The organism is Snodgrassella sp. B3882 (assembly GCF_026535915.1).
In the GTDB taxonomy this organism is placed as follows: Bacteria; Pseudomonadota; Gammaproteobacteria; order Burkholderiales; family Neisseriaceae; genus Snodgrassella.
Map to the genome: position 1 here is coordinate 353,216 of NZ_JAFNPF010000001.1, position 25,974 is coordinate 379,189.

The following is a 25,974-nucleotide window of genomic DNA, read 5'->3' on the forward strand; positions in this document are numbered from 1 at the left end:
AACGAATTGATAGAGAGGCATTTTTAGACGGAATTATCGGGTTGCAAATGATAGATGCCTTCATATTCATCTAGCTTGGGATTATCTTCCTTTTTTATATTTATTTTTCTGAGCTCAGCTAACGCTTGTAAATCTGATAAATCGTATTGTTCTTGTATTTTTCCGGTTATTTTTATTTCAGTATCAGTTATTAGTTTACTTTTTTCATTTTTCAATTATTTATTATTTCGGTATGGTGAAAAGCTCTTTTAACTCAGTCTCATATAAATCATCAAAATTGTAAATTTTCTTTGAAACAACTTTTCCATTCTTATATTGAGTGACGATTTTATAGTCTTTGCCGAATTCATCGGGATGATAATAGGTGGTTTCGATTAAATCGCCTTTTTCATCGTATGTTTTCCATAATCCTACAGGTATTATGGTAGCATTATACATATCCATAAACCCTTCATATTGCTTAACGCCATTTTCAAAGTAAATAGTAGTGAGTTTGGGTAATTCTAAAGAGCCAGTAACTATTGTTTCTATATGATTTATTTGTCCATTAGGATAATATTTAACATATAATACATCTCCTTTTTTAACTTCATCTCTTACATAATGCGTGAATTTTAGTTTTCCATTTGGGTAAAATCCTTGAGCAGAAATGCTGTCTCGTTGATATGATGACATATAATACACAGATTCTAATTGACCGCCTTTAGTATAGTAAGTTTTTATATAATCCGCTGCTTTATTGCCATTGATATAATATTCATATCGTAAAAAACCTTCCGGAGTATTGGATTCTTTAATTCGTACTGAATGTGAAGGGGGAGCTTCGGAAATTTTTTTTGCTTCAATGCGTTGAACACATGCCAAAATGCCAACAAAAAAAATAGACACCATTAGTAATTTTTTCATTTTATTCTTAAAAATGTTTATTAATGTGGATTGTTAACCCTTGAGCAAATTGCTCTGCTATTAAGTCCATATTGTTGTAAATACTTTTTGCAGCTTTAGGGTGTGTAATATAACCAAGCTCGATTAAAACTTTATACTTCGTTTGATTTTCCCCCCAAGAACTCCTATATTATTTCTAGCATCTGGGTGTTTCTTTCCTATATTGACAACAGTATAACAACTAAAAATATTATTAACTAATTCTAGCCCTTTTTTATCTTCTTCATTATAGATAACATGCGCGCCGGAAGTAAAATTGGTTAAGCCATCCGCATGAATAAAAATAAAATAATCCGCTTTGTTGTTATTAGCTATATCACAGCGAAAATAGATAGCTTCTTTATTATTGGCAACATTAACAACGATTTTACTATTTCTGGTAATTAAAACATTTAGCCTTTTTGTAGCAATAGTTTATAAAGTTTTATTGAAACTTCATAAACCATACTAGATTCAGTTCTCTCATGATTTAATTTATTATTTTACTTTTTGAATAATCATTATTTCCAATAATCCATGTATTCGGAGCCTCTAGAACATATGAGGAAAGATCTATAACTGTTGCGGTTTTTGTTTGTACATTACCTTTTGCATCTTTTAAAATTTCCTCATTGTTCGCGTTTAATTTGTATTGGTATATTCTTGCTAGAGCTCCTTCATTTCCCAGTGTAACCCCATGTCCTAGATCAATCACAATAACAGGTCTAGTATTTTTTTAATTGAAATTAATTTAAATTTTCAGTTAAAAAGTCATAATAATTTAAATTATCCACGGCACTAAATTGCCCTGCAAAGAAGCTTTATATAATTTCCTTTATTTCTCAGATTTAACCCGATAGCTGATATAAGTTTTCAAATTAGACTCTAACACTTTTTAGCTTACCTTACTGCATTTTTTCTAATGTTAAATTTTCCTCTAAATTTATAGATGACCTATCCAAAGATTCTTTAGATACTTAAATTTTTTTTATCAATTTTATTCACAGAAGGCATTTGTTCAGAAGTGATTCTAATTTTTTTTGGTACGTCCATTTTCTTTTAATATCCATTCACTTTTTTCAAAAAATCCTTTTCTCCGATTAATGTTTCGACAAAATAAGTCTCTCCAAATGTCATACTAAATATTTTATCTAGTTTTAAAAACGTTCATCATTTACCTTCTCATTGGTTTTGTAAAACCCAGTAATCTCTTTTTTAAAGTGTTTCTCAAATTAAACATCTTCTGCATATAGAAAATATTCGGCATGTTGCCATGATAGACAATCAAATTTAGCTAGTAACTTAACTTCATTCAAAATAAGTATTGCAAGCTGTGACTATGTTGTCCTATAGAATTTGTGCGTAATATTGATGATTAATAAGAATAGTGCATGCTTATTAGCACCATTTAGATTATGTTGTTGATGAATCAAGAGGAATCTTGCTGAAGACTAAATACTTTGTTCATGGCTCTACACGCGAAATAAACGATGAGCTAGCTTAATCAATTTTTTATCAAAAGTGTTTGCAAGATATATTGAATTAAATGATTTAGCGAATGGGTGGGGTATATCGTGGCTAAACCGCTTCATTTTTAGTGGTTTATCAACATGGTTAGTTGAGCTCTTTAAACCGTTATTTATACTCAATCTTACTTTTAAGGCTTAAAAAATGTTTATTTATGGACTTATCAAGATGCTGTGGTGTGGGTTTTTTTTAATGAATCAAGTCCCAGGCTAATGTCTTTAGTGGGAAAGAAAAACAATACAAACACTCATTGTGGGTTTTATCCACGTCCAAATTGCAGTCTTTAGTCCCACCGGCAAATCAAGCGTAAAGCGTTAATCTAGGAACGCAATGGGATGTACATGCAATCAGATTAATTCTGAGTGCATACATGAAATGAATGAGAGCAAAGAGGATTAATATCGGGGAATACTTGGGTCAACCATCAGAGACCAGGCATCAATGCCTCCACTGAGATTATACACATCATCAAAACCATTTTCGGATAAGTATAAGGCAACTTGCAAACTGCGCATGCCGTGATGACAATAAATAACAATGGGTAAATCATCTGGAATCTCGTTTTGACGAATCGGAATAAGATTCATCGGAATGTGCATGTGATCAGGTAGTGCAGCAACAAGAACTTCATCTTGTTCACGAACATCAAGCAAGATAAATGGTTTTTTTTCTGATAACCATTGCTGTAATTGCTTGGGACTGATTTCTTCAACAGACATAAAAACTTTGATTTCTTAATGGGTAAATATTGCAGTATTCAAGCGGTGCTAAATACGCTGTTGCCGAAAAAAGCACTCAAGCAACGAAACATATCATACTGCTAAATTTTCCCCATTCCCATTACTTTTATACTTGATTTATTCTATGACTGAATAAGACGAATAGACTATCGCTTTCTCAATCCTAATGCTCATTCAAGTTTGATATCACCTATAACAGCTCTTGTCATGTATTTTTATCAATAAAATAAGTTGCTGGGGTAGGCAATTTTATCAGGATTAAATAGGTTAAATTCTTGCCCTTGTGCTTATAGATATGGCGAATATTCTCTTGTAAAGTGTAGACAAGCGCAAATTTCGTCGCAATTTGCTTATCTTTATAACAACGCCTTGTCAATTTAAGCTGGTTTTAGCGCGTGACTAGATGCTTAAAATGGCTAGTCTGAGAAAAAATGCGCAAACCGTTGCCTCATGACCCTGTGTATGATAGATAGCTGGTTAATGGGTTCATTCAGCCATACGCAACGGGCAGCAATTACCACGCTAACAACTTCATCTGACAGCATGTTATTGTTGAGTGAAATAGGTCAATCCTCGGCATCTGGCAAGGTACAATCTACAGCGATCTCACCCATTGTCAGCGCACAATTTCTACAGGGTGCTCAATCTGTTTGTGTGGTGATGGTCCAACCGTCTTTAATTGATCAGCAGGGACATTCTGCGTCAGCTTTTTTTGGGTATTAGCTGAAGTTTTTATTTAATTTTATGATTATTTTATTGTAAGAAATTAATTCTGCACTTGGCTTCTGACCTTTCGCTGTATCAACTCTGTTTCGCTTGCAAATAAACATCCTTAGCTAATTTAGCGTGAAAATTGTCCAACCCATGATGAAATTTTGACCGGATGCTTAAGTTTGTCATATGCCAATACCGGTGCGTAAAGATATACCTATGGTACGGATAAGCCGTTATTTGCGTTGCCATTTGCCATCAGCACCTTTATGGTAAACTTTTTCCACCGCTGCCCAGGCAACTCTAAACGCGATGGTTTCAGGGTCACTGTTGTCGCGCCGTTTGCTTGGATCTTGATATTCCTGAATGGCATGGTTAAACGCATCTTTAAAAATATCCTGTGCATGTTCTGGTAAAACATGGCGCACAGAAGCAGGCAGATCATTGCGTGTTTGATATGGCATATTATTTCTCCTTAATGCTGACAATGATGATGATTCATCGTGGTTTATCAATATAATTCGTTGTTTTAAAACTTAATCTTATTTTAATGATCAGGCAAGTTTATTTTCATAATATTTTCATTGGGCTCGCAGTTAAATAAAACTGACGGTGTGGAAAATGATTTGAAATATAAATCAGTTTCTTTGTTACAGGCTAACCCTAAGCTAAGTAACATAATCAAATTAAGGATCATTGCGCCTAAGTCAAACTGAACAGTTCTTCAGTCATGGGGGAAATGATCATAAAACGTTGTTGCCATATAGTGAGAGATGATATTCGGTGAGATAATTACACCTAATTTTAGAGTATCTCAGTGTGGGTCTTTGCTGACGCAATCCATGCAATGACAGTATAACTGTGTCTTGGATGATGACCAATACTGCCTTAATTCATTATCAGGATAGAACAATATGAAATACATCGGTGCGCATGTGAGTGCGTCTGGTGGTGTGGATAATGCGCCAATAAATGCTAATCAAATCGGAGCAACGGCATTTGCCCTGTTTACTAAAAATCAACGCCAATGGTGTGCCAAACCGCTTGAAGCAGCGGTAATTGATCGTTTTAAAAAACATTGTGAACAATATGGTTTCAGTAGTAAACAAATCCTACCGCATGATAGTTATCTGATTAATTTAGGTCATCCAGATCAGGAGCAATTAGAAAAATCTCGTATGGCTTTTTTAGATGAAATGCAACGATGTGAGCAATTAGGTTTAACTTTGCTTAATTTTCATCCAGGCAGCCATTTAAAACAAATATCGGTAGATGCATGCCTTAATCGTATTGCTGAATCCATTAATTTGACCTTAGATAAAACCAGCAATGTGGTGGCTGTGATTGAAAATACCGCAGGGCAAGGATCTAATCTGGGTTATCAATTCGAGCATCTGGCTGCGATTATTGATCAGGTTGAAGATAAAAGCCGTGTAGGTGTTTGTATCGACACTTGTCATGCCTTTGTGGCTGGATATGATCTACGTTCTGAACAAACATGTGAGGAAACGTTTTCTCAGTTTGAAAAGATCGTGGGTTTTCAATATTTACGCGCTATGCACTTGAATGATGCGAAAAGTGAATTTGCCAGTCATGTTGATCGTCATCATAGTTTAGGTAAAGGTAATATTGGCGAGGCTGCTTTTAAATACATTATGCGTGATGCCAGAATTGATGAAATCCCACTTATTCTCGAAACCATCGACCCAGAAATTTGGGGGCAAGAAATAGCTTGGTTAAAGGCGCAAGCTGATATTTGAGAAATGGACTATTTAGTTGATTATGCCAAGATTATTATCTTGGCTGAAGAGGTTTGATTTTAAGCTAAGGGTATTTTAATCATGACCATGTTCAACTTAATTTAGCCAAAAATGATCTGATTAGAAATGTTCATTAATTGGCATTAGTTCTTCAAATCAATCTCTCCTATTTTTGTGTTTACTTTAACCATGGCACATATCTATATAATGGATATGGGCCATGGTTGAATATCAAAATTTGAATTGGCTCGGTTGATTGATGGCTAAACTATGAAGGGTTGGCGCAAGGGTTTCGAACAATACCGTTTCTTGAATTTGGTTGTTTTGACGTTCAAATAACACTGCTTTCATCAAGGGTGCATCACCGATTATGGCTACCATACGACCATGTTCGGGGATCTGATCGAGCAGAAAGGTGGGCAATTGTGAAATGCCTCCTCCTACATAGATAGCAGAAAAAGGCGTCTGGATCAGTTTCTCGCTCAGTCCATCACCCACTTTATATTGAATATTGGTGTAACCAAGTTCGCTTAAAACGGTTTTCGCCGTTTGTTGTTGTGCAGCATCGATATCTATAGTTAAAACTTGGTTAGCTAATCTGGCCAGCACAGCAGTGGCATATCCGGAACCTGTGCCAATTTCCACAACCGTGTCTGCAAGGTTTAATTTTAAAGCTTGAATAAGCCGAGCCATCACTTTAGGTTCCAGCATACTACCGCCATTAGCCAGTGGTAATGATTGATCGCTGTAGGCGAGTTGTTGATGCTGCGGTAAAACAAAGCGCTCACGTGGTATGTCGCTGAGAACATCCAGTAAATCAAAATCTAATACGTCCCAGGGACGGATTTGCTGCTCGACCATATTGTAGCGGGCGGTATTGAAATCCATGTCGGCTCCAAATTGCTGTGATTGACCAGCTATTCTATTAATCAATCAGTTGGTGGATGTTAAGTCGTATTAAGCTTGTAAATAAATATCTGAATGTGAATTATAAAACGATTTAACTATTGACAATAGTGTAAATGTTAAGGAAAAAGGGTTTAAATAAAGGGTGAGGTGGTTAAATCACAGAGGCTTTGGGTTTGGTGTCTAAAAGATTTGCTCGATCCGGTCGCTTAATGGTGCAGTTGGCATAAAACGAATGCAGACCATGAATACCTTTTTTGTTTGCCATACTCTGTACAATAAAGTATTTTACTAAATTATTGAAGAAGAACGAAGTTTGGCTGTCATCAAATCTTAGAGAATCTGCTCGTAATCATGTCCAGCGGCAGTGGTGCAACAGGGGAGGAAATGCCATCACAAAAGGGTGTCTGCCTCATTGGAATCAGTGTTATTAAACTCAGTTGCAGTGGATGAAGCCGATGGATGTGGTCTCGACCAAATTTTTAAAGTTAGACGTCAATCCGTTGCGATCTATTTAGCCGGTAAATGATGCAATCTGCTAACAAGGTCTCCCTGGATAATAAAATAAAGCTGACAAATGGCGGTGTTTATTTTTGTAGTTCAGGGTTGATGTAGTTGGGCGAATACATTTCAGAAATTCAACTGTGCAGGAGGAAGGGGATTTATGGTTAATATTTTGCGGTTTATGGTGCTTTTTTGGGTGTTGATTTCTTCCGCCTCGGCCAGTGTTGGTTTTAAAGAAATAAATCTCACAACCCAGACTCTGCACCCACTTAATATTGCTGTATGGTATCCTGCTAAGGAACAGAAAAAAACGACAACTATTGCCGCTAATAAGCTCTTTATTGGTTCGCAAGTGTCCCTCAACGCTGAACCCATTTCATCAGGTCAACATGCCCATCCATTGATCGTGCTGTCGCATGGTTACAGTGGTAGCTGGCGTAATTTAAGTTGGTTAGCGTATGAATTAAGCAGCTTGGGCTACATTGTGGCTGCACCTACACATCATGACCCTCTTTCCTCAACCCAGCGAAATAATCAGCCAGCTCAGTTATGGTTGCGGCCGCAGGAATTAAGCATGACAATTGATGCAGTCTTAACAGATCGATCATTGAGTAAGCTGATTGATAAGGATAAAATTGCTGCCATCGGGCATTCGCTTGGTGGCTGGACGGTTCTTTCTTTAGCTGGGGCCAAATTTGATACCAGACAATTTCAACAAGATTGCCGGACTCACTCATATTTAAAAGCGTGTCAGCTGATGAATCAGTTAGGTCTGGATCAGCCAGAATTCATTCAACCAACACGTGACGAGCGAGTGAAAGCGGTGGTTACTTTGGATGCCGGATTGACTAGAGGGATGACAACTGAAAGTTTGCAACAGTTTCAATTACCGATATTAGTGATCGGCGCTGGCAATGTGGCTAGTAACAGGGAGGTCAAGCTTGAATCAGGGCATATGCAACCCTTTCTGCCTAAGCAGACCTCAACCTTTGTGTTTATCTTTGATGCAACACATTTTAGTTTTATTCAAACGTGTAAACCTCTTACAAAAGGTTTATGGTGTCAGAATGGGTATCAGCGTGATAGAGAGGAAATTCATCGCGAAGTGACTTATTTAACCTTGGGTTTTTTGACCAAATTATGGTCAAATAATCCGGTGCAGTTGCAGGACAAGTTTTAAGTTTAGTTGTGCAGTATGTTAATTATTTATTGATATCCGGCAACGATGTTTACTGAGCCAAAAAATGATTGATTTTGATCCGCATGGCTAAGTGAAAGATAGTTTAGGGATGGGATATTTAAGACAGAACCTATAGGAATGGACTGACTTCTGCCAGTAGTGCAAAAGAGTAGGCTAAGGTACAATATCACCTAAGTTGTCGTCAGATGACGTCGATTAATCATTAAATTGAATACAAGGCATGTGCGTGAATCAGGAAAAGAATACGATGTGGCAACAAAAATGGATCATGGGTAACTGGAAGATGAACGGCAGTTTGGCCAGCAATCAGCAGTTACTACTAGCATTGCAGAAGCCAGTTTCAGCAGCGTCTGCTCAGGTTTATTGCGCAGTTGCTGTTCCTGATGTATACCTGACAAGCGCTAAAGAGCAGGTGCGTGGTTTTCCTTTGGTAATAGGCGCACAAGACGTCAGCAGATTCGGAGATTTTGGTGCCTATACTGGTGAAATCAACGCGCAAATGCTTGCTGATGTAGGTGCTGGCTTTGCGTTGATAGGGCATTCGGAAAGACGTCAGTATTTTCAAGAAGATAATGCAATTTTGTTATCTAAATTGCAGCATTGTCTGTCTGCACACATTTTACCTATTTTGTGTGTTGGCGAAACCTTAGCACAACGAGAATCAGCTCAGGAAAAAGCCGTTGTGGGCGATCAGTTGGCGATATTGGCTGAATTGAGTGCAACAGAGGTAGTCGTGGCCTACGAGCCAGTATGGGCGATTGGAACTGGCAAAATACCCACTACGCGTCAGATTGCTGAGATGCATCAGTTTATTTATCATCAAATCTTGTCATTATGCGGTAAAGATGTTAAAATCCGCGTCCTTTATGGCGGTAGTGTCAACACAAAAAATGCAGCAGAAATTTTGGCTGTGCCGCATGTTGACGGTGCTCTGGTTGGCGGTGCCTCTCTGCAGGCTGATAGTTTTACCGCTATTATTCAGGCCGCTTGCGCGCCTGCTCTATAAAAGTTGACCTTATGGAAGCATTTAAAACCATTATTTTAATCGTAAATATATTTGCCGCACTGTTTGTGATCGTGCTGGTACTGATGCAGCAGGGCAAAGGTGCTGATGCTGGTGCTGCTTTTGGCTCAGGTAGTGCTCAAGGTGTATTTGGTGCTGCCGGTAATGCAAATTTTCTCAGTCGCAGTACTGCGATTGCGGCTACTATCTTTTTTGTGACGTGTTTGGCTCTGGGATATATTTCCACTCACGGTCGTACCGGTCTGGATTTCAGTAATGTGAATCAGAAACCAGTGGTGCAGCAGCCTGCTGCTAATCAACCAGTCAGTGCACCAGTCACACCTGCTGCTCCGGCTAATAAACCAGTTATACCGGAGTAATATTGTTTAAATTTAGCCGACATGGTGAAATTGGTAGACACGCCATCTTGAGGGGGTGGTGACCCTAGGTCGTACGAGTTCAAGTCTCGTTGTCGGCACCATAAATGAATAAGGGCAGCCTGTAAGGCTGCCCTTTGAATTTCTAGCAACGATCAATGATTCATAGATCAATTAATGAATTTTTGCATTTGGCTAAACACAATATTTTATTCGTAAAACTTATTCTAGTAATTCTTAATTAGAATAATCCTCTAGATAAGTCGTGACTGAAAGTATTGTTACGGTTCAAAGAGGAAATTTATTCATAGCCAGTAACGCTAACCGTACACGCTGACGGCTTTTAAACTGGCTACTTTTAGCCATGATGGGCATTGAATCTCAGCATAACACCTATTGATTGATGATCAGGATCAGATTCAATAAACTTTTTTATCGTTAATATCACGGCAAATTATATTGTTGATGGTAACCCTATTATAGACAAGCGGAATTCATTTTATGTTTAATGCTGATCCCTTTGATTATTTGGAAGATCTGACAAGCAAAAAGACGCAGGATTTTATCAAGCAGGCGAATGAATATACCCAATCCTGCTTTGCGGCAGACACATGCTATCAGACTATGCAGGCTGACATGGTATCGGTATTGCAGGATGATCAGCAGATCCCTTTTTGTCAGGAGCATCGTGCGCGAATGTACCATTTTTACCAGTCAGCAGAATGGCCTAAAGGGGTATACCGCGTATGTAGTGCTTCAAGCTATAGATCGGGTTTGCCGCAATGGGAAATACTATTTTCGGTGGCCGATTTTGATGCCATATTGCACGATGATGTCTATTTGCAAGGTGTGGCGCATTATGTAGAAAGCCCCGAGCATGTGCTTATTAGCCTGAGTGCCCGTGGTGCCGATGCGGCTTACACGATTGAATTTAATTTGGCCGAGCGGAAAATTGTTGAAGGTGGTTTTCATTTTCCTCTAAGCAAAAGTATCGTTAGCTGGCGCGATGTCGATAGTGTTTGGGTTTGTCCGGCATGGGATGAACGACAATTAACCCATGCCGGTTATCCACGCCAAATATGGCTGATGCAGCGAGGGCAAACTTTCGCAGAGGCCATGCCGGTATTGGAAACCGATACTGAGGCTATGATGGTGAATGCTTGGCGTTATTTAGACAGTCAAGGTTCGCCAATTGATTTACTGGAAGTTTCTGATGGTTTTTATCACAAGCAGTATTATCAGGTCATGCATGACATCAGTGTGTATTCATTGCCTTTGCCTGATGATTGTGAATTAATGGGTTACCTGTACGGGCAATTGCTGGTGCAACTGCGCAGTGACTGGCAGCGTGCCAATAAACAATATCCAGCTGGTTGCTTGGTGGCGGTGAAGCTGAATAAAGGTGAATTAGGTGCTGCGCAGATCATTTGTCAGCCTACCAGTGCTCAGGCAATAGAAAGTATTGAAACCACGCGTCGTTTCGTGGTGGTATCTCTTCTGGATCATGTTCAAAGTCGTCTGCTGGCATGGCGGTATACGGAAACTGGCTGGCAACAGGTGAATTTACCCGCTCTGCCACCTGGGGCGCTGGAAATAATTGATCAGCCATGGGGCGGTGACGTGCTTTATCTGGCCATCAGTCATTTTACGGTACCGCTAACGCTGTATACCTTGGATCTAAATCTGTTGGAGCTGTGTGTCATGCGGGTACAGCCTGCACAGTTTGATGCCACAGGAATTTCCATCAGACAGTTTTATGCTAAGGCACAAGATGGTACAGACATTCCCTATTTTCATGTGGGTAAAAACATCACCGTCGATACACCAACCATAGTATATGTATATGGTGGATTTGCCATGCCTCAACTGCCTTACTATTTAGGTAGTGTCGGACGCTACTGGTTGGCAAAGGGTTATGCTTTTGTGCTGGCTAATGTACGTGGAGGTGGAGAGTTTGGTCCTAAGTGGCATCAGGCCGCATGTGGGGTGAACAAGCAAATCAGTGTAGATGATTTACTGGCAGTATTACAGGATTTATATACCCATGGTTATGCCAGTAAGCAACACACCGCCATACAAGGTGGTAGTAACGGTGGCTTGCTGGTGGCGGCGGCATTTTGTCAGCAACCTGAACAGATTGGCGCCATGGTATGTGAAGTGCCATTGACAGATATGTTGCGCTATCCCTATTTGTCAGCCGGTGCATCCTGGCTGGATGAGTATGGGGATCCAACTATTGCTGAGCATCAACAGTCTCTACAAGCCATCTCACCCTATCATAATTTATCGAACAAACAATGTTATCCTCCGGCGCTGATTACCACCAATATTGCTGATGACCGGGTGCATCCGGCTCATGCCTTAAAATTTTATGCTCGCTTGCGTGGTCTTAATCAGCCTGTATGGCTAGCAGTACCGGATACAGGTGGTCATAGCGGAGGTGGTACACAGGACAGTACCGCAGCGGAATTAGCTCTGATCATGAATTTTCTCTATCAAACCATCGCCAAACAGGCGCAGGATGCGGGATGCTCTGCTTTAGCCACTGCAATTGATTAGAACAAAGATACAAGGAAAAAAATCTACGGGAAAAGTATTGTTGTTATAAATTAAAGATTACCCTGATATGTATTTTGCCTTTTTCATGTAGTACCAACAATCATCCATATTGATAGCTGGCAATCATCGTAAACAACGGTGGAAAGGGTTGAATGACAACAATCAGCTAGTGCAGAGATGTGCAATCATGGCATAAATGGTGGGCAAGGTTTCGGCACGATTTTAAACAGCCTGCTGTGAGTGATGGATGATGCATCTTGTCAAAGGTGTAACAGAATTTGGCTGATGTCTTGCTTGGCTGGTATTAGTCGCTTTATTTTGCTGGAAAATACTCTACAGCAGCCGGCATAACCGTGTAAGTACAGCCAGAAAAAATATGTGAATGGAATTTGGTATAATACTCATATAACTTGTGACAAAAAAACAGGCTGTGCTAATATGGCTGCCATTCGCCATACGGATGTTGCTGATATCAATAAATAGAAGTGTTGTGAACATCGCCGAAAACCGCATAAATGTTGATAAAACAAATTGTATGGAAAACTCTATTTTTATTAGGTACAATATCAGCTAATGAAAAGTTGATTAATTCAATTAACCCAGTCTGCACATCGCAGGCTAAGAAACGAAAGATCAGTCAATGGATAACACTATCGAACAACGCGTGAAAAATATTGTTGCTAAAAAATTGGAAGTGAATGAAGCCGATGTAAAAAATGAATCTTCATTTCAAGAAGATTTAGGTGCAGATTCACTGGACACCGTTGAATTGGTAATGGCGCTGGAAGATGAGTTTGGTTGCGAAATTCCAGACGAAGAAGCAGAAAAAATCACTACTGTTCAACAAGCAATTGACTTTGTTAGCGCTCATTTGAATTAATCTTTGAATGGTTAACTATATCCGGATTACCTCTGACGAAAATTCTGTGGCTCAGCTCACTTATTCGACAGGGGTTTTTCTCGCGAGCAATTTATGAGTAAAAAAAGAGTTGTCATTACTGGTCTGGGGCAGGTGTCTCCTGTAGGTAATGATGTTGGTACAGCTTGGCAGAATCTGCTTGCAGGTGTGAGTGGCATTGGTGCTATTACCCATTTTGATGCCTCATCTGTGGCTTGTCGCATAGCTGGCCAGGTTAAAGATTTCGATATAACACAGTATATTAGCTCTAAAGAAGCGCGCAGAATGGATACCTTTATTCATTTTGGTATTGCTGCTGCCTTACAAGCTATTGCTGATGCTGATCTGGATAATATAGCCGGACTGGATAAAACTCGGGTTGGGGTAAATATCGGCGCAGGTATTGGTGGTTTGCCTTCTATTGAAGAAACTGCCCGTACCATGATTGCCAACGGCGCCCGTAAAATTAACCCGTTCTTTATTCCCAGTTCCTTAATCAATATGATTTCCGGTCACGTCACCATTCTCAAAGGCTATCAGGGACCGAGCTATGGTATGGTTTCTGCCTGTACAACAGGGGCACATAGCATTGGTGATGCTGCTCGTCTGATTAAATATGGCGATGCTGATATCATGATCGCCGGCGGTGCCGAAGCAGCCATTTGTGAAATGGGTGTGGGCGGTTTTGCTGCCATGAAGGCCTTGTCAACCCGCAACGATGATCCGGCGACTGCATCCCGACCATGGGATAAAGGTCGTGATGGGTTTGTCATGGGAGAAGGTGCTGGCGTGATGGTGTTGGAAGAATATGAGCACGCCAAAAAACGTGGCGCCAGAATTTATGCTGAGCTAGTCGGCTTTGGTATGAGCTCTGATGCTTATCACATCACTGCTCCAAGCATGGAAGGACCCGCTTTAGGCGTGACCCGAGCTCTGAATGACGCCGGCTTGAATCCAGATGATATTGATTATGTGAATGCACATGGTACTTCAACACCTTTGGGTGACGTGAATGAAACCAATGCGATTAAACTCGCTTTGGGTGAGCATGCGCGCAAAGTGGTGGTGAATTCAACCAAATCCATGACCGGTCATTTACTGGGTGGTGCTGGTGGTGTCGAAGCTGTTTATACAGCCATGGCAATCTATACGCAAAAATCACCTCCAACCATTAATCTCTTTGAACAAGATATTGAAGCTGGTTGTGATCTGGATTATTGTGCCAACGAAGCCCGTGATATGCAAATTCGGGCAGCCATTTCCAATTCATTTGGTTTTGGTGGTACCAATGGATCATTGGTATTTAAACGCTTCGAAAACTAATGCGTTTTTATAATCCTAACAGGCTGCTTGTAGTCAAGCAGCCTGTTATTTTATATTCAGTCCCAACTGTTTCTAGCTGGCGCTGTTCGATGAAAGATAAAAAATTAATTAAACTTTTTATTTTTCAGAATATTAGCTAAATGTGATGCTGGTTGTGGGTATTGCAGTACACGCATTGGCGCGCTACTTTTATAGTTGTTATAAGCCTAGTGACAGCTTGTCATTTCGGTTGGATTGCGCCGGCATCTGGAAAAATTGATGGTTGTGCCAGATCTGTGCTGGGTTAAAATGACAAAATGCTAAGACGTAATCATGCTTAGCTTGCTGTTTTAATATGAATATATCGTTATAATAGCTCCCATTATCGTGAGTTAAAGGTGGATTTCAGCAGATTAAGCAGCAGGTCAATGCTCTGGTCTGTCTTGAATTTAAGCGGTTTGCACTTATTTTCGCATCAGTCATTCGTGTATTCAGCTTGAAATGGTTTGGCTGGAATACAGACAGAAATCAGATCACCGGCGGTAGAGAAGGAATTAAAGTCATGAAAATCGGAGTATTGGGTGCTGGTGCATGGGGAACAGCACTAGGCATTCATTTTGCGTTACATGGTCATCAGGTATGGTTATGGTCACATAATGATGCTCATGTCGCTCAATTGCAGCAGCAGCGTACGAATGCGCGCTATTTGCCTGATTTTCTGTTGCCGGATAATCTGACCCCAACCACTGAATTTATGCCCGCAGATTTGGTCATTATTGCTACTCCGGTGGCAGCCCTGCGCCAAACCGCATTAAAACTGGTTGCCGCCGGTTTAGATACCGTTCCGGTTATTGCAGCCTGTAAGGGTTTTGAGCAACAAACCGGTTTGTTGCCGCAACAGGTATTGGCTGAAGCCATGCCACAGAATCACTATATTGGTGTGTTATCCGGTCCCAGCTTTGCGCAGGAACTGGCACAACAATTACCTTGTGCAGTGACTTTAGCTTCGGCTAATTTTGTTTGGATTCAAAAATTGGCGGCAACGCTGAATAATACAGTTTTGCGCTTGTATGCCAATGAAGATGTCATTGGTGCTGCCGTTGGTGGTGCAGTCAAAAATGTCATGGCCATTGCCACCGGTATTGCTGACGGACTACATTATGGCATTAATGCTCGCGTTGCCTTGATGACCCGCGGTATGGCGGAAATCAGTCGTCTGAATCAGGCCCTTGGCGGACAAGCTGCTACGTTGATGGGATTGTCGGGAATGGGGGATTTGATCCTGACCTGTACCGGTGATTTATCGCGCAACCGCCGAGTTGGCTTGCTGCTGGCTGAAGGTAAAACCTTGCCCGAAGCATTAACGAAACTTGGACATGTTGCCGAAGGTGTTTATACTGTAGAGGAAGTGTGTCGCCAGGCAGTAAAATTAGGGGTAGATATGCCAATTGCTTCCATCTTGCAGCAATTGTTCCACGGAGAGATTAAAGTGGGGGCAATGGCAGAAATACTGATGGAACGGACACCAAAGACAGAATAGTGATGATTGACACAACCTTTTATAGGTTGGAAGAAAATCAAAAACCTAACTAGCGTGGTTAGATAACGGAAGCGGTCAGTAATGGAAAATCAATTAGAACAACTGGAAGACTGCCTTAAACGCTTGATCTTAAACTTCAATACTGTTTTGATGGAAAAAGAAAAGCTGGCTAAACAGGTCATGTTGTTAAAAGATCAGTTACACAAGCAAGTCACATCAGCCCAGATCGAGCATGATGAGTTGGTGAGGCAGTATGAGCAGGATAAATTCCACATGCAGGAAACAATGCAGGCCAGAATCGATGAACTGATGCAAGAAAATCAACGCTTTAAATCTGTACTGGAACACTCCAGAACCGATTTGCAGCATTTGTTGCACCGGATGCCCGCGTCTAAGGAGGCTAAATAATGGACGAAATTCAACAGGTAAGAGTGGAAATACTTGGACGTCCATTTAATATTGGTACGCCTAAAAGTGAGCAGGAAACATTGATGCAGGCAGTAAAAATGTTGAATGAAAAAATTGTGGCTATTCAAAGTTCTGGCAGAGTGATTGAAAATGATAAAATCGTCATTATGGCTGCTTTGAATCTGGCGCATGATTTACTCAAGCTAACCATGCAGGGTGATTTGGCAGTTGGCGATTTTGAGCGTAAAATACAGGGTATGATTCAATTATGCGAAGAGGCAATGGCATAATTGTTACCTAACAGTTTTCTTCCCCTGCGGTGTTTGTAAGGGCATATATTCCTTTGAACCAATAATTCGCTTTATTTAGCGGTTGGGTAATGGTGGGCGTGAGCATTCCTCCTGAGGAATGAACCCGAAGCCATTCGATACTGCTAGCCTTGTCTCAAAGGTTCAAGCGGATGGAGCCCAACGCGGCATACGTGGGGGAAACCCAATCTATGGCTGTCTGAATGGTGATTCAGACAGCCTTTTTGCTGATTTTTTAATGCAAAGATAAGTCTTGCATTTTTCTATCCGCAAACTGGATTCATTAAAGCTATAGCTAAATACAAGAATCATCTTGATTGAATAACATATGACTTTGAAAAAAATGTGGCGTAAAGTGAAATAAACTTACATGCACAGAGTCATGATCTAACGATTTGATGACTGCTTGATGGCATAGCATCGTAAAAAATAGCGTTGCAGATGTCGACAAAAAATATTTTATGCAATTTATATTCACGGTTTTCTGTTGGGATTTCAAAAATAATCAATATTAATCATTTTTCTTATCAGCTGATTAATCTGGTTATATCATTGTATGCGCATAGTCTTAGCTAATTTATAACGTGGATTATTTACGCATCCTATTTGCTTAAACCCTGTTAAAAATTTATCGGGTCAAATATCTGCTGCTCATAGGTTCTTTCATCGGTTTTTTACCTTCGCATCGTGGTGGTTAGCAAAATTAGCCAGAGAAGAGTCAACACGCCTAACTAATATGATGGCAACATGATGACCAAACTAATAAGAAAATTAAACCAAGATTTGATTGTGGTCATCGGGGCAAAAATCCGGTTTGCTATGTAAGAAATTCTGTAACGCTTTTCGCTGACAAATCAAAATATTTGTGGCTTTTACTTAAGTTTGTCGCAGTATTAACGTCTAAGTAAGGTAAAATTAACTTCTTGATCAAACCATCAGTAGCAATTTAGTCCCGCTTTATCGCTAATATATGGATAATAGGTGATATTTGCTATTGTCATTCTTGCTTTGAACATTTAACACTGGTTGCTAGTCTTATACGGCGTGAAAATTATATGTCTGAAAAATTGCCATACATTCCTCTACGTTTGCACACTGAATTTTCGATTGAAGATGGCATTGTGCGCATCAAAGAAGCAGTTAATTATGCTGTGAGTCAAGGTATTCCTGCGCTGGCAATCAGTGATTTAATGAATGTGTTTGCGCTCGTGAAGTTTTATAAAGCTTGTCGCAATGCCGGTATCAAACCCATCATCGGGGCGGATGTACGATTAGAGAATCCGGATAATCCAGACAAGCCTTTCAGATTAATGCTATTGGTTAAGAATCACGCTGGATACCTACGGCTAAATAATCTGCTGACAGATGCCTATGTGGGCGACAACAGAAATGCCAATCAACCCATGATTGAGCAACAAGCACTGGCTCAAGGCGATAACAGCGGTTTAATTTGTTTATCCGGTGCGCAATACGGAGAAATTGGTCAAGCTTTGCTGGCGCAAAAAAATGAACAGGCGTTACAGGCGTGTAAAAAATATCAGCAATGGTTTGGAGACCGTTTTTATCTGGAAATACAACGTTTACCAGAACGTCCGGAGTGGGAAGCGGTGGTGGCTGGAAGTGTAGACTTGGCCGCAAAACTTCATTTACCTGTAGTGGCAACCCATCCAACTCAGTTTATGCGCGCCGATGATTTTCAGGCGCATGAAGCACGGGTGTGTATTGCTAGTGGCTATGTTTTGGCTGATAACAGGCGTCCGCATGATTTTGTACCAAGCCAATATTTTGCCAGTCCGGAAGAAATGAATAACCGCTTTGCGGATATCCCTGAAGCGTTGCAAAATACCCTAGCCATAGCGCAGCGGTGTAATTTAACTCTAACCCTAGGGGAACATTATCTGCCTTTATTCCCAACGCCAGAGGGAATGACGCTAGACGATTTATTAACTCATTTAAGTAATGAAGGCTTGCAGGAACGCATGGCGGTTCTTTATCCGGATGAAGCTGAGCGAGCCAAAAAAATGCCCGAATATCAGCAACGTTTGGATTATGAACTGAGCATCATTATTCAAATGCAATTCCCTGGTTATTTTCTGATCGTACAGGATTTCATTAACTGGGCAAAACAGAATGGTTGTCCGGTAGGACCGGGACGCGGATCCGGTGCCGGTTCTCTGGTGGCGTATTCATTGAAAATTACCGATCTGGATCCACTACGGTATAACTTACTGTTCGAACGGTTTTTGAATCCTGAGCGGGTGTCCATGCCTGACTTTGATATCGATTTCTGTCAAGAAAATCGCTGGCGAGTGATTCAGTACGTGCGGCATAAATATGGTATTCCTGCTGTCAGCCAAATTGTCACCTTTGGTACCATGTCGTCAAAATCAGTGGTTCGTGATGTCGGTCGAGTATTGGATTTGCCATTTGGTTTGTGCGATCGATTATCTAAGCTGATACCGGTTGAGGCAAATAAACCACTCAGCCTGACTAAAGCAATGGAAGCAGAGCCACAAATTAACCAATTGTTACGTGAAGAGGAAGCTGAAGAGCTGATGACGCTGGCGCTAAAGCTAGAGGATCTGACGCGCGGGTTGGGTATGCATGCTGGTGGTGTGCTGATGGCACCGGGTAAGATTGCCGATTTCTGTCCGATATATCAAGCTAGTGGCGAAGATGCTTCGCCAGTGTCCATGCTTGATAAAGATGATGTGGAACAGATAGGTTTAGTGAAATTTGACTTTTTGGGCTTACGCAACCTGACTATTATTGAAATGGCACAGGACTTCATCTTCAAAACAACGGGTGAAAAGATAGATGTCAATCAGATTCCTTTAGATGATGCCGCGACTTATGCCAAAGTTTTTGCTCGGGGCAATACCACTGCGGTATTCCAGTTCGAGTCGGTGGGCATGAAAAAAATGTTGGTAACGGCCAAACCAACTAAATTTGAAGAGATTATCGCATTTGTGGCGTTGTATCGACCCGGACCGATGGATCTGATCCCAGATTTTATCCGGCGTATGCATGGTGAAGAAAAAGTAGAGTATCTCCATCCATTTCTGGAACCTGTGCTAGATTCTACTTACGGCATTATGGTGTATCAGGAGCAGGTGATGCAGGCGGCTCAGGTGTGTGGCGGATATACACTTGGCGGTGCGGATTTATTGCGCCGCGCCATGGGTAAGAAAAAAGTGGAAGAAATGGTGAAACATCGCGCCATTTTTGAAGCTGGTGCTGCTGAAAAAGGGATTGATAAAAACACGGCTAATGAAATTTTCAACTACATGGAAAAATTTGCCGGTTATGGTTTCAATAAATCCCATGCTGCAGCTTATGCTTTGGTTTCTTATCAAACAGCGTGGCTAAAATGTCATTATCTGGCCGAATATCTGGCCGCAACCATGTCCAGTGAATTGACCAATACCGATCAGTTGAAAATTTTTGTGGATGACGGTCTGGATAACGGCATAACCTTTTTACCACCCAGTGTTAATCACTCTGAATATCGCTTTATGCCTGATAATAACAAGCAGATCCGTTATGGTTTAGGTGCCATTAAGGGAACAGGTGAGGGGGCGGTAGAAGCGATTGTTCAGGCTCGCAAACTGGGCGGTGCTTTTACTGATCTGTTTGATTTTTGTCAGCGTGTTGATCGTCAACATTTGAACCGACGAACCATGGAAGCTTTGGTGCGTGCAGGTGCATTCGATGAACTCAACGACAATCGAGCGCAATTGCTCGCTAACATTAGTTTGGCCATCGAAAATGCTGAACAGCAGGCAGCAAATGCTAATCAGGGCGGGTTATTTGATATGGTCGAAGATGCCATTGAGCCCTTGCAGATGATTGAAGTAAAACCATGGACACTGGCACAAAAGCTGGCGGAAGAAAAACAGGCCATGGGTTTTTATTTTTCCGGACATCCGTTTGAGCCATATGCCGATAAAGTGCGCGCACTGGTCAGCAGTAAACTTTCCACCCTCAAACCTTCAAATAATAAACAAAAGCTAGCAGGGTTTGTCACATCAGTACGCTATATCATCGGTAAACGGGGTAAGTTTGCAGTGGTATTGCTCGAGGATGGCAGTGCCAAACAAGAGGTGGTTGTAGCCGGTCAAGCCTTAGAAGAGTATGGGCAATATCTCAAAGCAGATCAGGTGCTGGTGATGGAGTGTAAAGTGGCGGTGGATGAGTATAACGGGGGTGAAGGGCTTCGTATTACTGCCGATAATGCGTTTACCCTAACTGAAGCCAGCGCTCGAGCAGCACGCAGTTTGTATTTGCAAGTGGCTGCAGATACATCAGTAAGCCAATTGGCTTCTCTACTGCAACCCTACCGCGAAGAATCTAATAGACATATTCCCATTAAATTCTGCTGTCAAAATTCTCACGCCTATGGCGAATTAAGTACACCAACTAAGTGGTTGATTTATTTGGATGGTCAGTTGCTGGAAAATTTACATGAATTAATAGGCGAAGAGGCAGTGCAGGTACATTATTAAACGAGCTTATAAAACAACCTTAATCAGTTGGTAGCGGTTGCTAAATTTGCAGGCATTTATACTAAATACATAATATTGACTGATTTGGTTTATACCTTAAGTTTGTTTCATGCACATGAATGAGAGAGTAAAACAGATCATGAGCTAGTCTTAAAGATTACGAAAAAAAGGCGGATTTATATAGATACTGCTGCTTATGCGATTGGAGTTAATGCAGGGGCTAAATAGCGGCATCAATAGGATGAGATTTTGATTTAAAAGTGGCTATGAGTTTAAAATCTATCATCAATCCAGTATCTTCAACATATGTTTTGTTTCTTTCGGTGATAGCAGGAACTCTATTAACAGGATGACCTACAGTTGTAATTTGATCATTTATATAGTTTGATAATGAACATATTATTTTTTATATTATCAGTAGCCTTATTTTACTTTGTCTCTTTTAAACTACCTCCCAATTACCCTAAAAGAAAATTATGCATATATTTAGGAAGTTCCTTAATTTTAATTCCTTTAGCTTTTTTTCTAACATTGAAAATAATATATGCATTAGTAAATTATTCAGGAGTTACAGAACTGACTGCTTCATTTATCTGTGATTTTTTGATCAAACTAACGATGACATTAATTACCATATCATTGGTAAATTTAGCTAGTTTAATTGTTGCTGATTTAATGATTGATAATTCAATCATGTTTCATCAAAAATATAACACTGCTAACCTAAATAAAAATCCAGTAAAATTTGTCTTAGCAAATAAAGAAAAAATAAAAATCGCTTTTAAAATATTCTTTATGTTAGGAGCTTGTTTAGGATTTTATGGTATTTGGCTAGACTCAAACTAAATACTAAATAAAAATTTAACTTTTGCTCATATTATGATAATAATAAATCCTAAATTGATTAATCAATACAAATCCACGTATTGATGAAACTAAAAAAGGGTTGCCGTAGTCGAGCAAATACCTATAGAACTGCAAAATAGCTGATGATTAGCGAGAATTTTAAGGGTTAGTATAAACGTTGTTATCACAAGTCATTATTAATGCATTACCATGTTTACCACAGCAAAAAGGTGACTGGAGTGTTTACTTGTTGTTGTGTAAGAATGAGGCTTTTTATTGCGGAATTAGCAACAGAGTAAAAATACGCTGGCAGGCGCATTTAGCAGGAAAAGGTGCGCGTTATACGCGTATGCATCCACCTAAACAAATGAGACTCGTGTGTCAAAACTTGAGTAAAACAGTTGCTGCACGATGTGAATATCAGCTCAAACAACTTAATGCAGCTGAAAAAGCCAATTTATGGGCATTACTGGATGATTTTAAACCGGATCAGGTCATCGATAGTCAGTCGTTGCTTGCCTAAAGCTAGCCTGAGCCGGTGATAAAAATCATTACATCAGATTATCAAAACCTTGATTGCTATTATTGCGTTGAGCTTTAGCTTTAGGAATGATTGGTTTGATCGGTTTCTCCCATTGCTCAGGTTTGTTATCTGAATCTTCATTCACTTCAACGCTGTTGCCTTCTGGAGCAACCTGAGCAGGATTAACCCATACTGGGTTAGTCAGTTTGACAATCGCGCCAATTCCTTCGGTCCATTGCAAGGAATTAAGCGTGCCTTTTACCTTGGTTTTACCTGCTGAACAGCTAATACACGTCAACACCCCACTAGGTTTAGCTATTAATGCATTCAATCGGTTCTGATTAACATTTAGTTTATGCGACTGTGCCCATGAATTGATACTGCTATTGAGTTTGGATTTATTCAAAGAGCGTTTATTATAAGGATCACGATAAATGGCCACCCAGATATCGTTATCTCCATCTACATTGACTGAAGCTTGTTGATAGATTACCGCTGCATCTGAGCCACTTTTAACTGTGCCCGCAAAATCCAATGCATTTTTACTATGTAGGCGCACGCAACCATGGCTGCGAACCCCAGGAACACTACTGGGCGCATTGGTACCATGGATACCCAGACCAAGCTTTGGTTCACCCAAACGCACAAAAACAGGTCCTAACGGATTTTTAGGGCCTGGAGGAACTGATTTGACCACCGTCTTGCCGCCCGCTGCCATTTCTCTTTGAATGCTGACCGGTACACTCCATGTTGGATTGCGTATTTTTGCACCAATTTTATATTTACCCAATGGAGTTTGCGTACGTATTTTACCCACAGCAATTGGGTAAGTTTTAATCAATTTTCCGTCCTGAAAAAGAAAAAGGCGTAATTGCGGAACATTCAGAATCACTTGCTGACCCTGTGCAGGAACAGAAAAATCAGGTAATGGAACAGCAGCAAACGCACTTGAAGATATCATCAATGTAGACAATGCATAAAAAGTTGGTTTAATCATTATGAATAATATTCCATTATGGCTATATATACTGGGCGTAATCATAACTTAAATTAATGGCTAATGTGAGAAAATATAAAGTTTTTTTAGCAAAAAACCATAATATTCCGTCTTAAACTGATCTAATACCCATTAATTGATCCCTATGGCTTTAATAATCTTTACATTATCGCTTGGTTATTGCTAATTTATTATGGATAGATAGAGCTCAATTAATGCATGATTTTTGCTTTCAGTCATGAACAAATGATTGCATGAGTAAATTAAATAACCATAACAAGCAAAATGTCATCTATACGCGAAAACTTAATGGTAAAACATGATGATTGAGCCCATTTATCATGTCCTGCAGATTCTTTGACAAGTCATGACCAACTAATAGAGAATGCTTAAAACATTTAGTTTTCGTGACGATTTAATCAGCAAAAATTATATAATCCATTTTTTGGGAATAAGAAGTATTAAGGATTTTGTTTGGAACAAAAAAATATTGCTCTGATTGCAGACTGGAATCAGGAAGGTAAAGGCGTAGCCAGAGTTGACGGCAAAGTTGTGTTTATAGAGGGGGCATTGCCTGGAGAAATAGTTCAGTGGCAGCCGACTCGAATCAAGAAATCCTATGCCGAAGGTAAAATTAAGCATTTGCTGAAACCCAGTACTGCTCGAGTAAGCCCACCATGCCAATATTATGCTCATTGCGGCGGATGCAGTTGTCAACATATTGAATTTTCCACCCAAGTCGCACTTAAACAACGTGCATGGCTTAATCAAATGCAGCGGCTTGGTAAAGTTCAACCAGCAGAATTAATCGCCCCAATTTATGGTTGGCCGTGGCATTATCGTGAGCGGGTTACCTTATCCGTCGGATATAAGCACAAACAATTACAAATAGGATTTAGATCGCGTAATAGTCATGAAATTGTGGACATCAGTGGATGTTTGATCTTACCTAACATCGTCTCCAATGCTCTGCCTGTGATTAAAGCATATTTGCAGCGATGGCCTGAAGGTAGATTGCGCAGTATCGCTATCAATCAGGGAAATGAGGTTATCGCCCTGACATTGCACGCTGAGCACATCAATTCCACCATGCGGCAAATAGCCAACGAGCTAATCGAGCAACTTCAACATCAAACTAAAATGCCGTGGCAATGGTGGCATGGTGATGGGGGACAAACTCATTTACAACATGATTCTAAGTCTACACCCACCCTTTCTTATACTTTGCCTGAATATCAAATTCATATTTCGTTTACACCGAGTGATTTTACCCAAGTTAATCGGACTACCAATGCATTAATGGTGCACAGAGCAATGCAATGGCTTCAACCGCAGCGAGGCGAAAGCATTATTGACTGGTTTTGCGGTTTAGGAAATTTCAGTTTACCGATTGCGCGCTTAGGAGCAAAAGTTACAGGAGTAGAAGGGATGGCACTGATGTGCCAGCAAGCTCAGGAAAATGCGCATGCTAATGGTTTAGCCGACTACACCAAGTTCTATCAGGCTGATCTGTTTGATATTTCAGCTAAACAGATACAGCAATTGGGCTATGCGCACAAATGGTTACTCGATCCTCCTCGAGCAGGAGCCCAACAATTGATTAGTGCATTAGCTCAATTAGACATAAAACAACTCCCCAAAAGAATTGTCTATATTTCTTGTGATCCGGCTACTTTGGCGCGAGATGTCCATTTACTGGTGCAACGAGGCTACCACTATCGTGCTGGCGGAATCATGAATCTTTTTGCTCAGACTGCACATCTAGAATCACTGGCCATATTTGATTGGCATGATCATAAATGATGATTAAGGCTTATTACATTTCATGCTGTAGGTGAATTTTAATATCGTTGATAGAGCAAAATTGATTTACACAATTGGCAACATGATGAAAATTGAAATTAAATCGTTTATATTTTTTGGCTATTGATTGTTTTTTGGTCAATGTGCAGCAATGAATAGCCTGCGACAAGTTGCCAGTAAAGGAAGCTAATTAAAGGCTGACATATTTGAGGTGTAGATTATCCTTCCTATATTGATTTATCTCCCTTAGTGACATCAAGCCAGCTTATTCTAAAGCCATTTCTGCTGTAATAAATAGAATAATTCTATTTAGGAAAATGGTCGACAGCATGTTTAACCAACGATGTTATTTTACTGCTTTGTTGAGCATATATGGGTTTAATCAATTAAAAATCATCATATTCATGCTCAGACAATAAAACTTTATTTACTGTAAATTGAGGATAATCATCTGCAGCGGCAGACATAGCTCATAAATGGCAAATTGACGCTATCGGTGACCTCTAATTTTTCCAATCATCTTTCGTTCTGTCCTTCTTCGCAACTCAACTTACAATTAGCGCACAAGCTTAGTGTGCGTACCAAAAAAAGAATCCAACTCATTTATATATGATCTTGTTTAGCGCTCAATA

General features: G+C 40.2%; 23 protein-coding genes, 1 tRNA gene and 1 other RNA gene. 17 read left to right on the forward strand and 8 right to left on the reverse strand.

What is annotated here, in order from left to right; genetic code table 11:
* Positions 1–23: 23 nt before the first annotated feature.
* From J3U68_RS01590 to J3U68_RS01605, 5 genes are all read right to left on the reverse strand, one after another.
* Positions 24–215: a hypothetical protein gene (locus tag J3U68_RS01590; protein WP_267373874.1), complete on the reverse strand. Its 192-nt coding sequence runs from the start codon at positions 213–215 to the stop codon at positions 24–26.
* Positions 216–222: 7 nt separating this feature from the next.
* Positions 223–906, reverse strand: coding sequence for a toxin-antitoxin system YwqK family antitoxin (locus J3U68_RS01595; RefSeq protein ID WP_267373877.1), 684 nt, complete (start codon positions 904–906; stop codon positions 223–225).
* Positions 907–1,029: 123 nt separating this feature from the next.
* Positions 1,030–1,356, reverse strand: a complete 327-nt coding sequence (locus tag J3U68_RS10650) for an N-acetylmuramoyl-L-alanine amidase (protein ID WP_416384649.1) — start codon at positions 1,354–1,356, stop codon at positions 1,030–1,032.
* Positions 1,357–1,414: 58 nt separating this feature from the next.
* Positions 1,415–1,639, reverse strand: a complete 225-nt coding sequence (locus tag J3U68_RS01600; RefSeq protein WP_267373879.1) for a hypothetical protein — start codon at positions 1,637–1,639, stop codon at positions 1,415–1,417.
* A gap of 1,207 nt (positions 1,640–2,846) precedes the next feature.
* A complete protein-coding gene (locus J3U68_RS01605; protein ID WP_267373881.1) occupies positions 2,847–3,170 on the reverse strand; it encodes a rhodanese-like domain-containing protein in 324 nt (107 codons plus the stop codon).
* Between the two features lie 483 nt (positions 3,171–3,653).
* On the opposite strand from J3U68_RS01605, the gene J3U68_RS01610 reads away from it, so the two are divergent.
* Positions 3,654–3,914 carry a hypothetical protein gene (locus J3U68_RS01610; protein ID WP_267373883.1) on the forward strand — a complete coding sequence of 87 codons (261 nt, stop codon included), beginning with the start codon at positions 3,654–3,656 and terminating at the stop codon, positions 3,912–3,914.
* 224 nt (positions 3,915–4,138) lie between these two features.
* Here the strand turns inward: J3U68_RS01610 and J3U68_RS01615 are convergent, their stop codons facing one another.
* Positions 4,139–4,366 carry a ChaB family protein gene (locus J3U68_RS01615; protein WP_267373885.1) on the reverse strand — a complete coding sequence of 76 codons (228 nt, stop codon included), beginning with the start codon at positions 4,364–4,366 and terminating at the stop codon, positions 4,139–4,141.
* 450 nt (positions 4,367–4,816) lie between these two features.
* Between J3U68_RS01615 and nfo the strand changes: the two genes are divergently transcribed.
* Entirely contained in the window at positions 4,817–5,662 is an 846-nt protein-coding gene (gene nfo / locus J3U68_RS01620) for a deoxyribonuclease IV (protein ID WP_267373888.1), read from the forward strand.
* A gap of 231 nt (positions 5,663–5,893) precedes the next feature.
* Here the strand turns inward: nfo and J3U68_RS01625 are convergent, their stop codons facing one another.
* Complete coding sequence (locus J3U68_RS01625; protein ID WP_267373890.1) at positions 5,894–6,550, reverse strand: protein-L-isoaspartate O-methyltransferase family protein; 657 nt, start codon at positions 6,548–6,550, stop codon at positions 5,894–5,896.
* 682 nt (positions 6,551–7,232) lie between these two features.
* On the opposite strand from J3U68_RS01625, the gene J3U68_RS01630 reads away from it, so the two are divergent.
* The 14 genes from J3U68_RS01630 (at position 7,233) to J3U68_RS01695 (ending at position 22,542) form a co-directional block, all read left to right on the forward strand.
* Complete coding sequence (locus tag J3U68_RS01630) at positions 7,233–8,252, forward strand: alpha/beta hydrolase family protein (RefSeq protein ID WP_267373892.1); 1,020 nt, start codon at positions 7,233–7,235, stop codon at positions 8,250–8,252.
* 268 nt (positions 8,253–8,520) lie between these two features.
* Entirely contained in the window at positions 8,521–9,279 is a 759-nt protein-coding gene (tpiA, locus tag J3U68_RS01635) for a triose-phosphate isomerase (protein WP_267376180.1), read from the forward strand.
* A gap of 11 nt (positions 9,280–9,290) precedes the next feature.
* A complete protein-coding gene (secG, locus tag J3U68_RS01640) occupies positions 9,291–9,656 on the forward strand; it encodes a preprotein translocase subunit SecG (protein WP_267373894.1) in 366 nt (121 codons plus the stop codon).
* A 15-nt stretch (positions 9,657–9,671) separates the two neighbouring features.
* Positions 9,672–9,757, forward strand: a tRNA-Leu gene (locus J3U68_RS01645).
* Between the two features lie 397 nt (positions 9,758–10,154).
* Positions 10,155–12,212: a prolyl oligopeptidase family serine peptidase gene (locus J3U68_RS01650; RefSeq protein WP_267373896.1), complete on the forward strand. Its 2,058-nt coding sequence runs from the start codon at positions 10,155–10,157 to the stop codon at positions 12,210–12,212.
* Between the two features lie 640 nt (positions 12,213–12,852).
* Positions 12,853–13,092, forward strand: coding sequence for an acyl carrier protein (acpP, locus tag J3U68_RS01655; protein WP_267373898.1), 240 nt, complete (start codon positions 12,853–12,855; stop codon positions 13,090–13,092).
* A gap of 93 nt (positions 13,093–13,185) precedes the next feature.
* Positions 13,186–14,433 (forward strand): beta-ketoacyl-ACP synthase II, encoded by a 1,248-nt coding sequence (fabF, locus tag J3U68_RS01660; RefSeq protein WP_267373901.1) that lies wholly within the window; start codon positions 13,186–13,188, stop codon positions 14,431–14,433.
* A 541-nt stretch (positions 14,434–14,974) separates the two neighbouring features.
* Positions 14,975–15,952: an NAD(P)H-dependent glycerol-3-phosphate dehydrogenase gene (locus tag J3U68_RS01665; protein WP_267373903.1), complete on the forward strand. Its 978-nt coding sequence runs from the start codon at positions 14,975–14,977 to the stop codon at positions 15,950–15,952.
* Positions 15,953–16,033: 81 nt separating this feature from the next.
* A complete protein-coding gene (locus J3U68_RS01670; RefSeq protein WP_267373906.1) occupies positions 16,034–16,360 on the forward strand; it encodes a hypothetical protein in 327 nt (108 codons plus the stop codon).
* Positions 16,360–16,650, forward strand: a complete 291-nt coding sequence (locus tag J3U68_RS01675) for a cell division protein ZapA (protein ID WP_267373909.1) — start codon at positions 16,360–16,362, stop codon at positions 16,648–16,650. The genes J3U68_RS01670 and J3U68_RS01675 overlap by 1 nt, the downstream gene beginning before the upstream one ends.
* A gap of 18 nt (positions 16,651–16,668) precedes the next feature.
* Positions 16,669–16,852, forward strand: a non-coding RNA gene (gene ssrS, locus J3U68_RS01680) — 6S RNA.
* An 871-nt stretch (positions 16,853–17,723) separates the two neighbouring features.
* Positions 17,724–21,173 carry a DNA polymerase III subunit alpha gene (gene dnaE / locus J3U68_RS01685; RefSeq protein ID WP_267373911.1) on the forward strand — a complete coding sequence of 1,150 codons (3,450 nt, stop codon included), beginning with the start codon at positions 17,724–17,726 and terminating at the stop codon, positions 21,171–21,173.
* A 390-nt stretch (positions 21,174–21,563) separates the two neighbouring features.
* Positions 21,564–22,019, forward strand: a complete 456-nt coding sequence (locus J3U68_RS01690; RefSeq protein ID WP_267373914.1) for a hypothetical protein — start codon at positions 21,564–21,566, stop codon at positions 22,017–22,019.
* Between the two features lie 178 nt (positions 22,020–22,197).
* Entirely contained in the window at positions 22,198–22,542 is a 345-nt protein-coding gene (locus J3U68_RS01695; RefSeq protein WP_267373917.1) for a GIY-YIG nuclease family protein, read from the forward strand.
* 28 nt (positions 22,543–22,570) lie between these two features.
* Here J3U68_RS01695 and J3U68_RS01700 read toward each other — a convergent pair whose 3' ends face one another.
* Positions 22,571–23,539, reverse strand: a complete 969-nt coding sequence (locus tag J3U68_RS01700) for a L,D-transpeptidase (protein WP_267373919.1) — start codon at positions 23,537–23,539, stop codon at positions 22,571–22,573.
* A 474-nt stretch (positions 23,540–24,013) separates the two neighbouring features.
* On the opposite strand from J3U68_RS01700, the gene rlmD reads away from it, so the two are divergent.
* On the forward strand, positions 24,014–25,342 hold the full coding sequence (gene rlmD / locus J3U68_RS01705; RefSeq protein WP_267373922.1) for a 23S rRNA (uracil(1939)-C(5))-methyltransferase RlmD: 1,329 nt from the start codon (positions 24,014–24,016) through the stop codon (positions 25,340–25,342).
* Positions 25,343–25,974 lie beyond the last annotated feature (632 nt).

Excerpts from the sequence above, each read along its gene's own strand:
- nfo (WP_267373888.1), top strand. The coding sequence starts at position 4,817 with ATGAAATACATCGGTGCGCATGTGAGTGCGTCTGGTGGTGTGGATAAT.
- J3U68_RS01690 (WP_267373914.1), top strand. The coding sequence starts at position 21,564 with ATGAACATATTATTTTTTATATTATCAGTAGCCTTATTTTACTTTGTC.
- J3U68_RS01595 (WP_267373877.1), bottom strand. The coding sequence starts at position 906 with ATGAAAAAATTACTAATGGTGTCTATTTTTTTTGTTGGCATTTTGGCA.
- dnaE (WP_267373911.1), top strand. The coding sequence starts at position 17,724 with ATGTCTGAAAAATTGCCATACATTCCTCTACGTTTGCACACTGAATTT.
- J3U68_RS01615 (WP_267373885.1), bottom strand. The coding sequence starts at position 4,366 with ATGCCATATCAAACACGCAATGATCTGCCTGCTTCTGTGCGCCATGTT.
- J3U68_RS01625 (WP_267373890.1), bottom strand. The coding sequence starts at position 6,550 with ATGGATTTCAATACCGCCCGCTACAATATGGTCGAGCAGCAAATCCGT.
- J3U68_RS01670 (WP_267373906.1), top strand. The coding sequence starts at position 16,034 with ATGGAAAATCAATTAGAACAACTGGAAGACTGCCTTAAACGCTTGATC.
- J3U68_RS01630 (WP_267373892.1), top strand. The coding sequence starts at position 7,233 with ATGGTTAATATTTTGCGGTTTATGGTGCTTTTTTGGGTGTTGATTTCT.
- J3U68_RS01650 (WP_267373896.1), top strand. The coding sequence starts at position 10,155 with ATGTTTAATGCTGATCCCTTTGATTATTTGGAAGATCTGACAAGCAAA.
- acpP (WP_267373898.1), top strand. The coding sequence starts at position 12,853 with ATGGATAACACTATCGAACAACGCGTGAAAAATATTGTTGCTAAAAAA.
- J3U68_RS01675 (WP_267373909.1), top strand. The coding sequence starts at position 16,360 with ATGGACGAAATTCAACAGGTAAGAGTGGAAATACTTGGACGTCCATTT.
- J3U68_RS01665 (WP_267373903.1), top strand. The coding sequence starts at position 14,975 with ATGAAAATCGGAGTATTGGGTGCTGGTGCATGGGGAACAGCACTAGGC.
- J3U68_RS01610 (WP_267373883.1), top strand. The coding sequence starts at position 3,654 with ATGATAGATAGCTGGTTAATGGGTTCATTCAGCCATACGCAACGGGCA.
- J3U68_RS01605 (WP_267373881.1), bottom strand. The coding sequence starts at position 3,170 with ATGTCTGTTGAAGAAATCAGTCCCAAGCAATTACAGCAATGGTTATCA.
- tpiA (WP_267376180.1), top strand. The coding sequence starts at position 8,521 with ATGTGGCAACAAAAATGGATCATGGGTAACTGGAAGATGAACGGCAGT.
- fabF (WP_267373901.1), top strand. The coding sequence starts at position 13,186 with ATGAGTAAAAAAAGAGTTGTCATTACTGGTCTGGGGCAGGTGTCTCCT.
- secG (WP_267373894.1), top strand. The coding sequence starts at position 9,291 with ATGGAAGCATTTAAAACCATTATTTTAATCGTAAATATATTTGCCGCA.
- J3U68_RS01700 (WP_267373919.1), bottom strand. The coding sequence starts at position 23,539 with ATGATTAAACCAACTTTTTATGCATTGTCTACATTGATGATATCTTCA.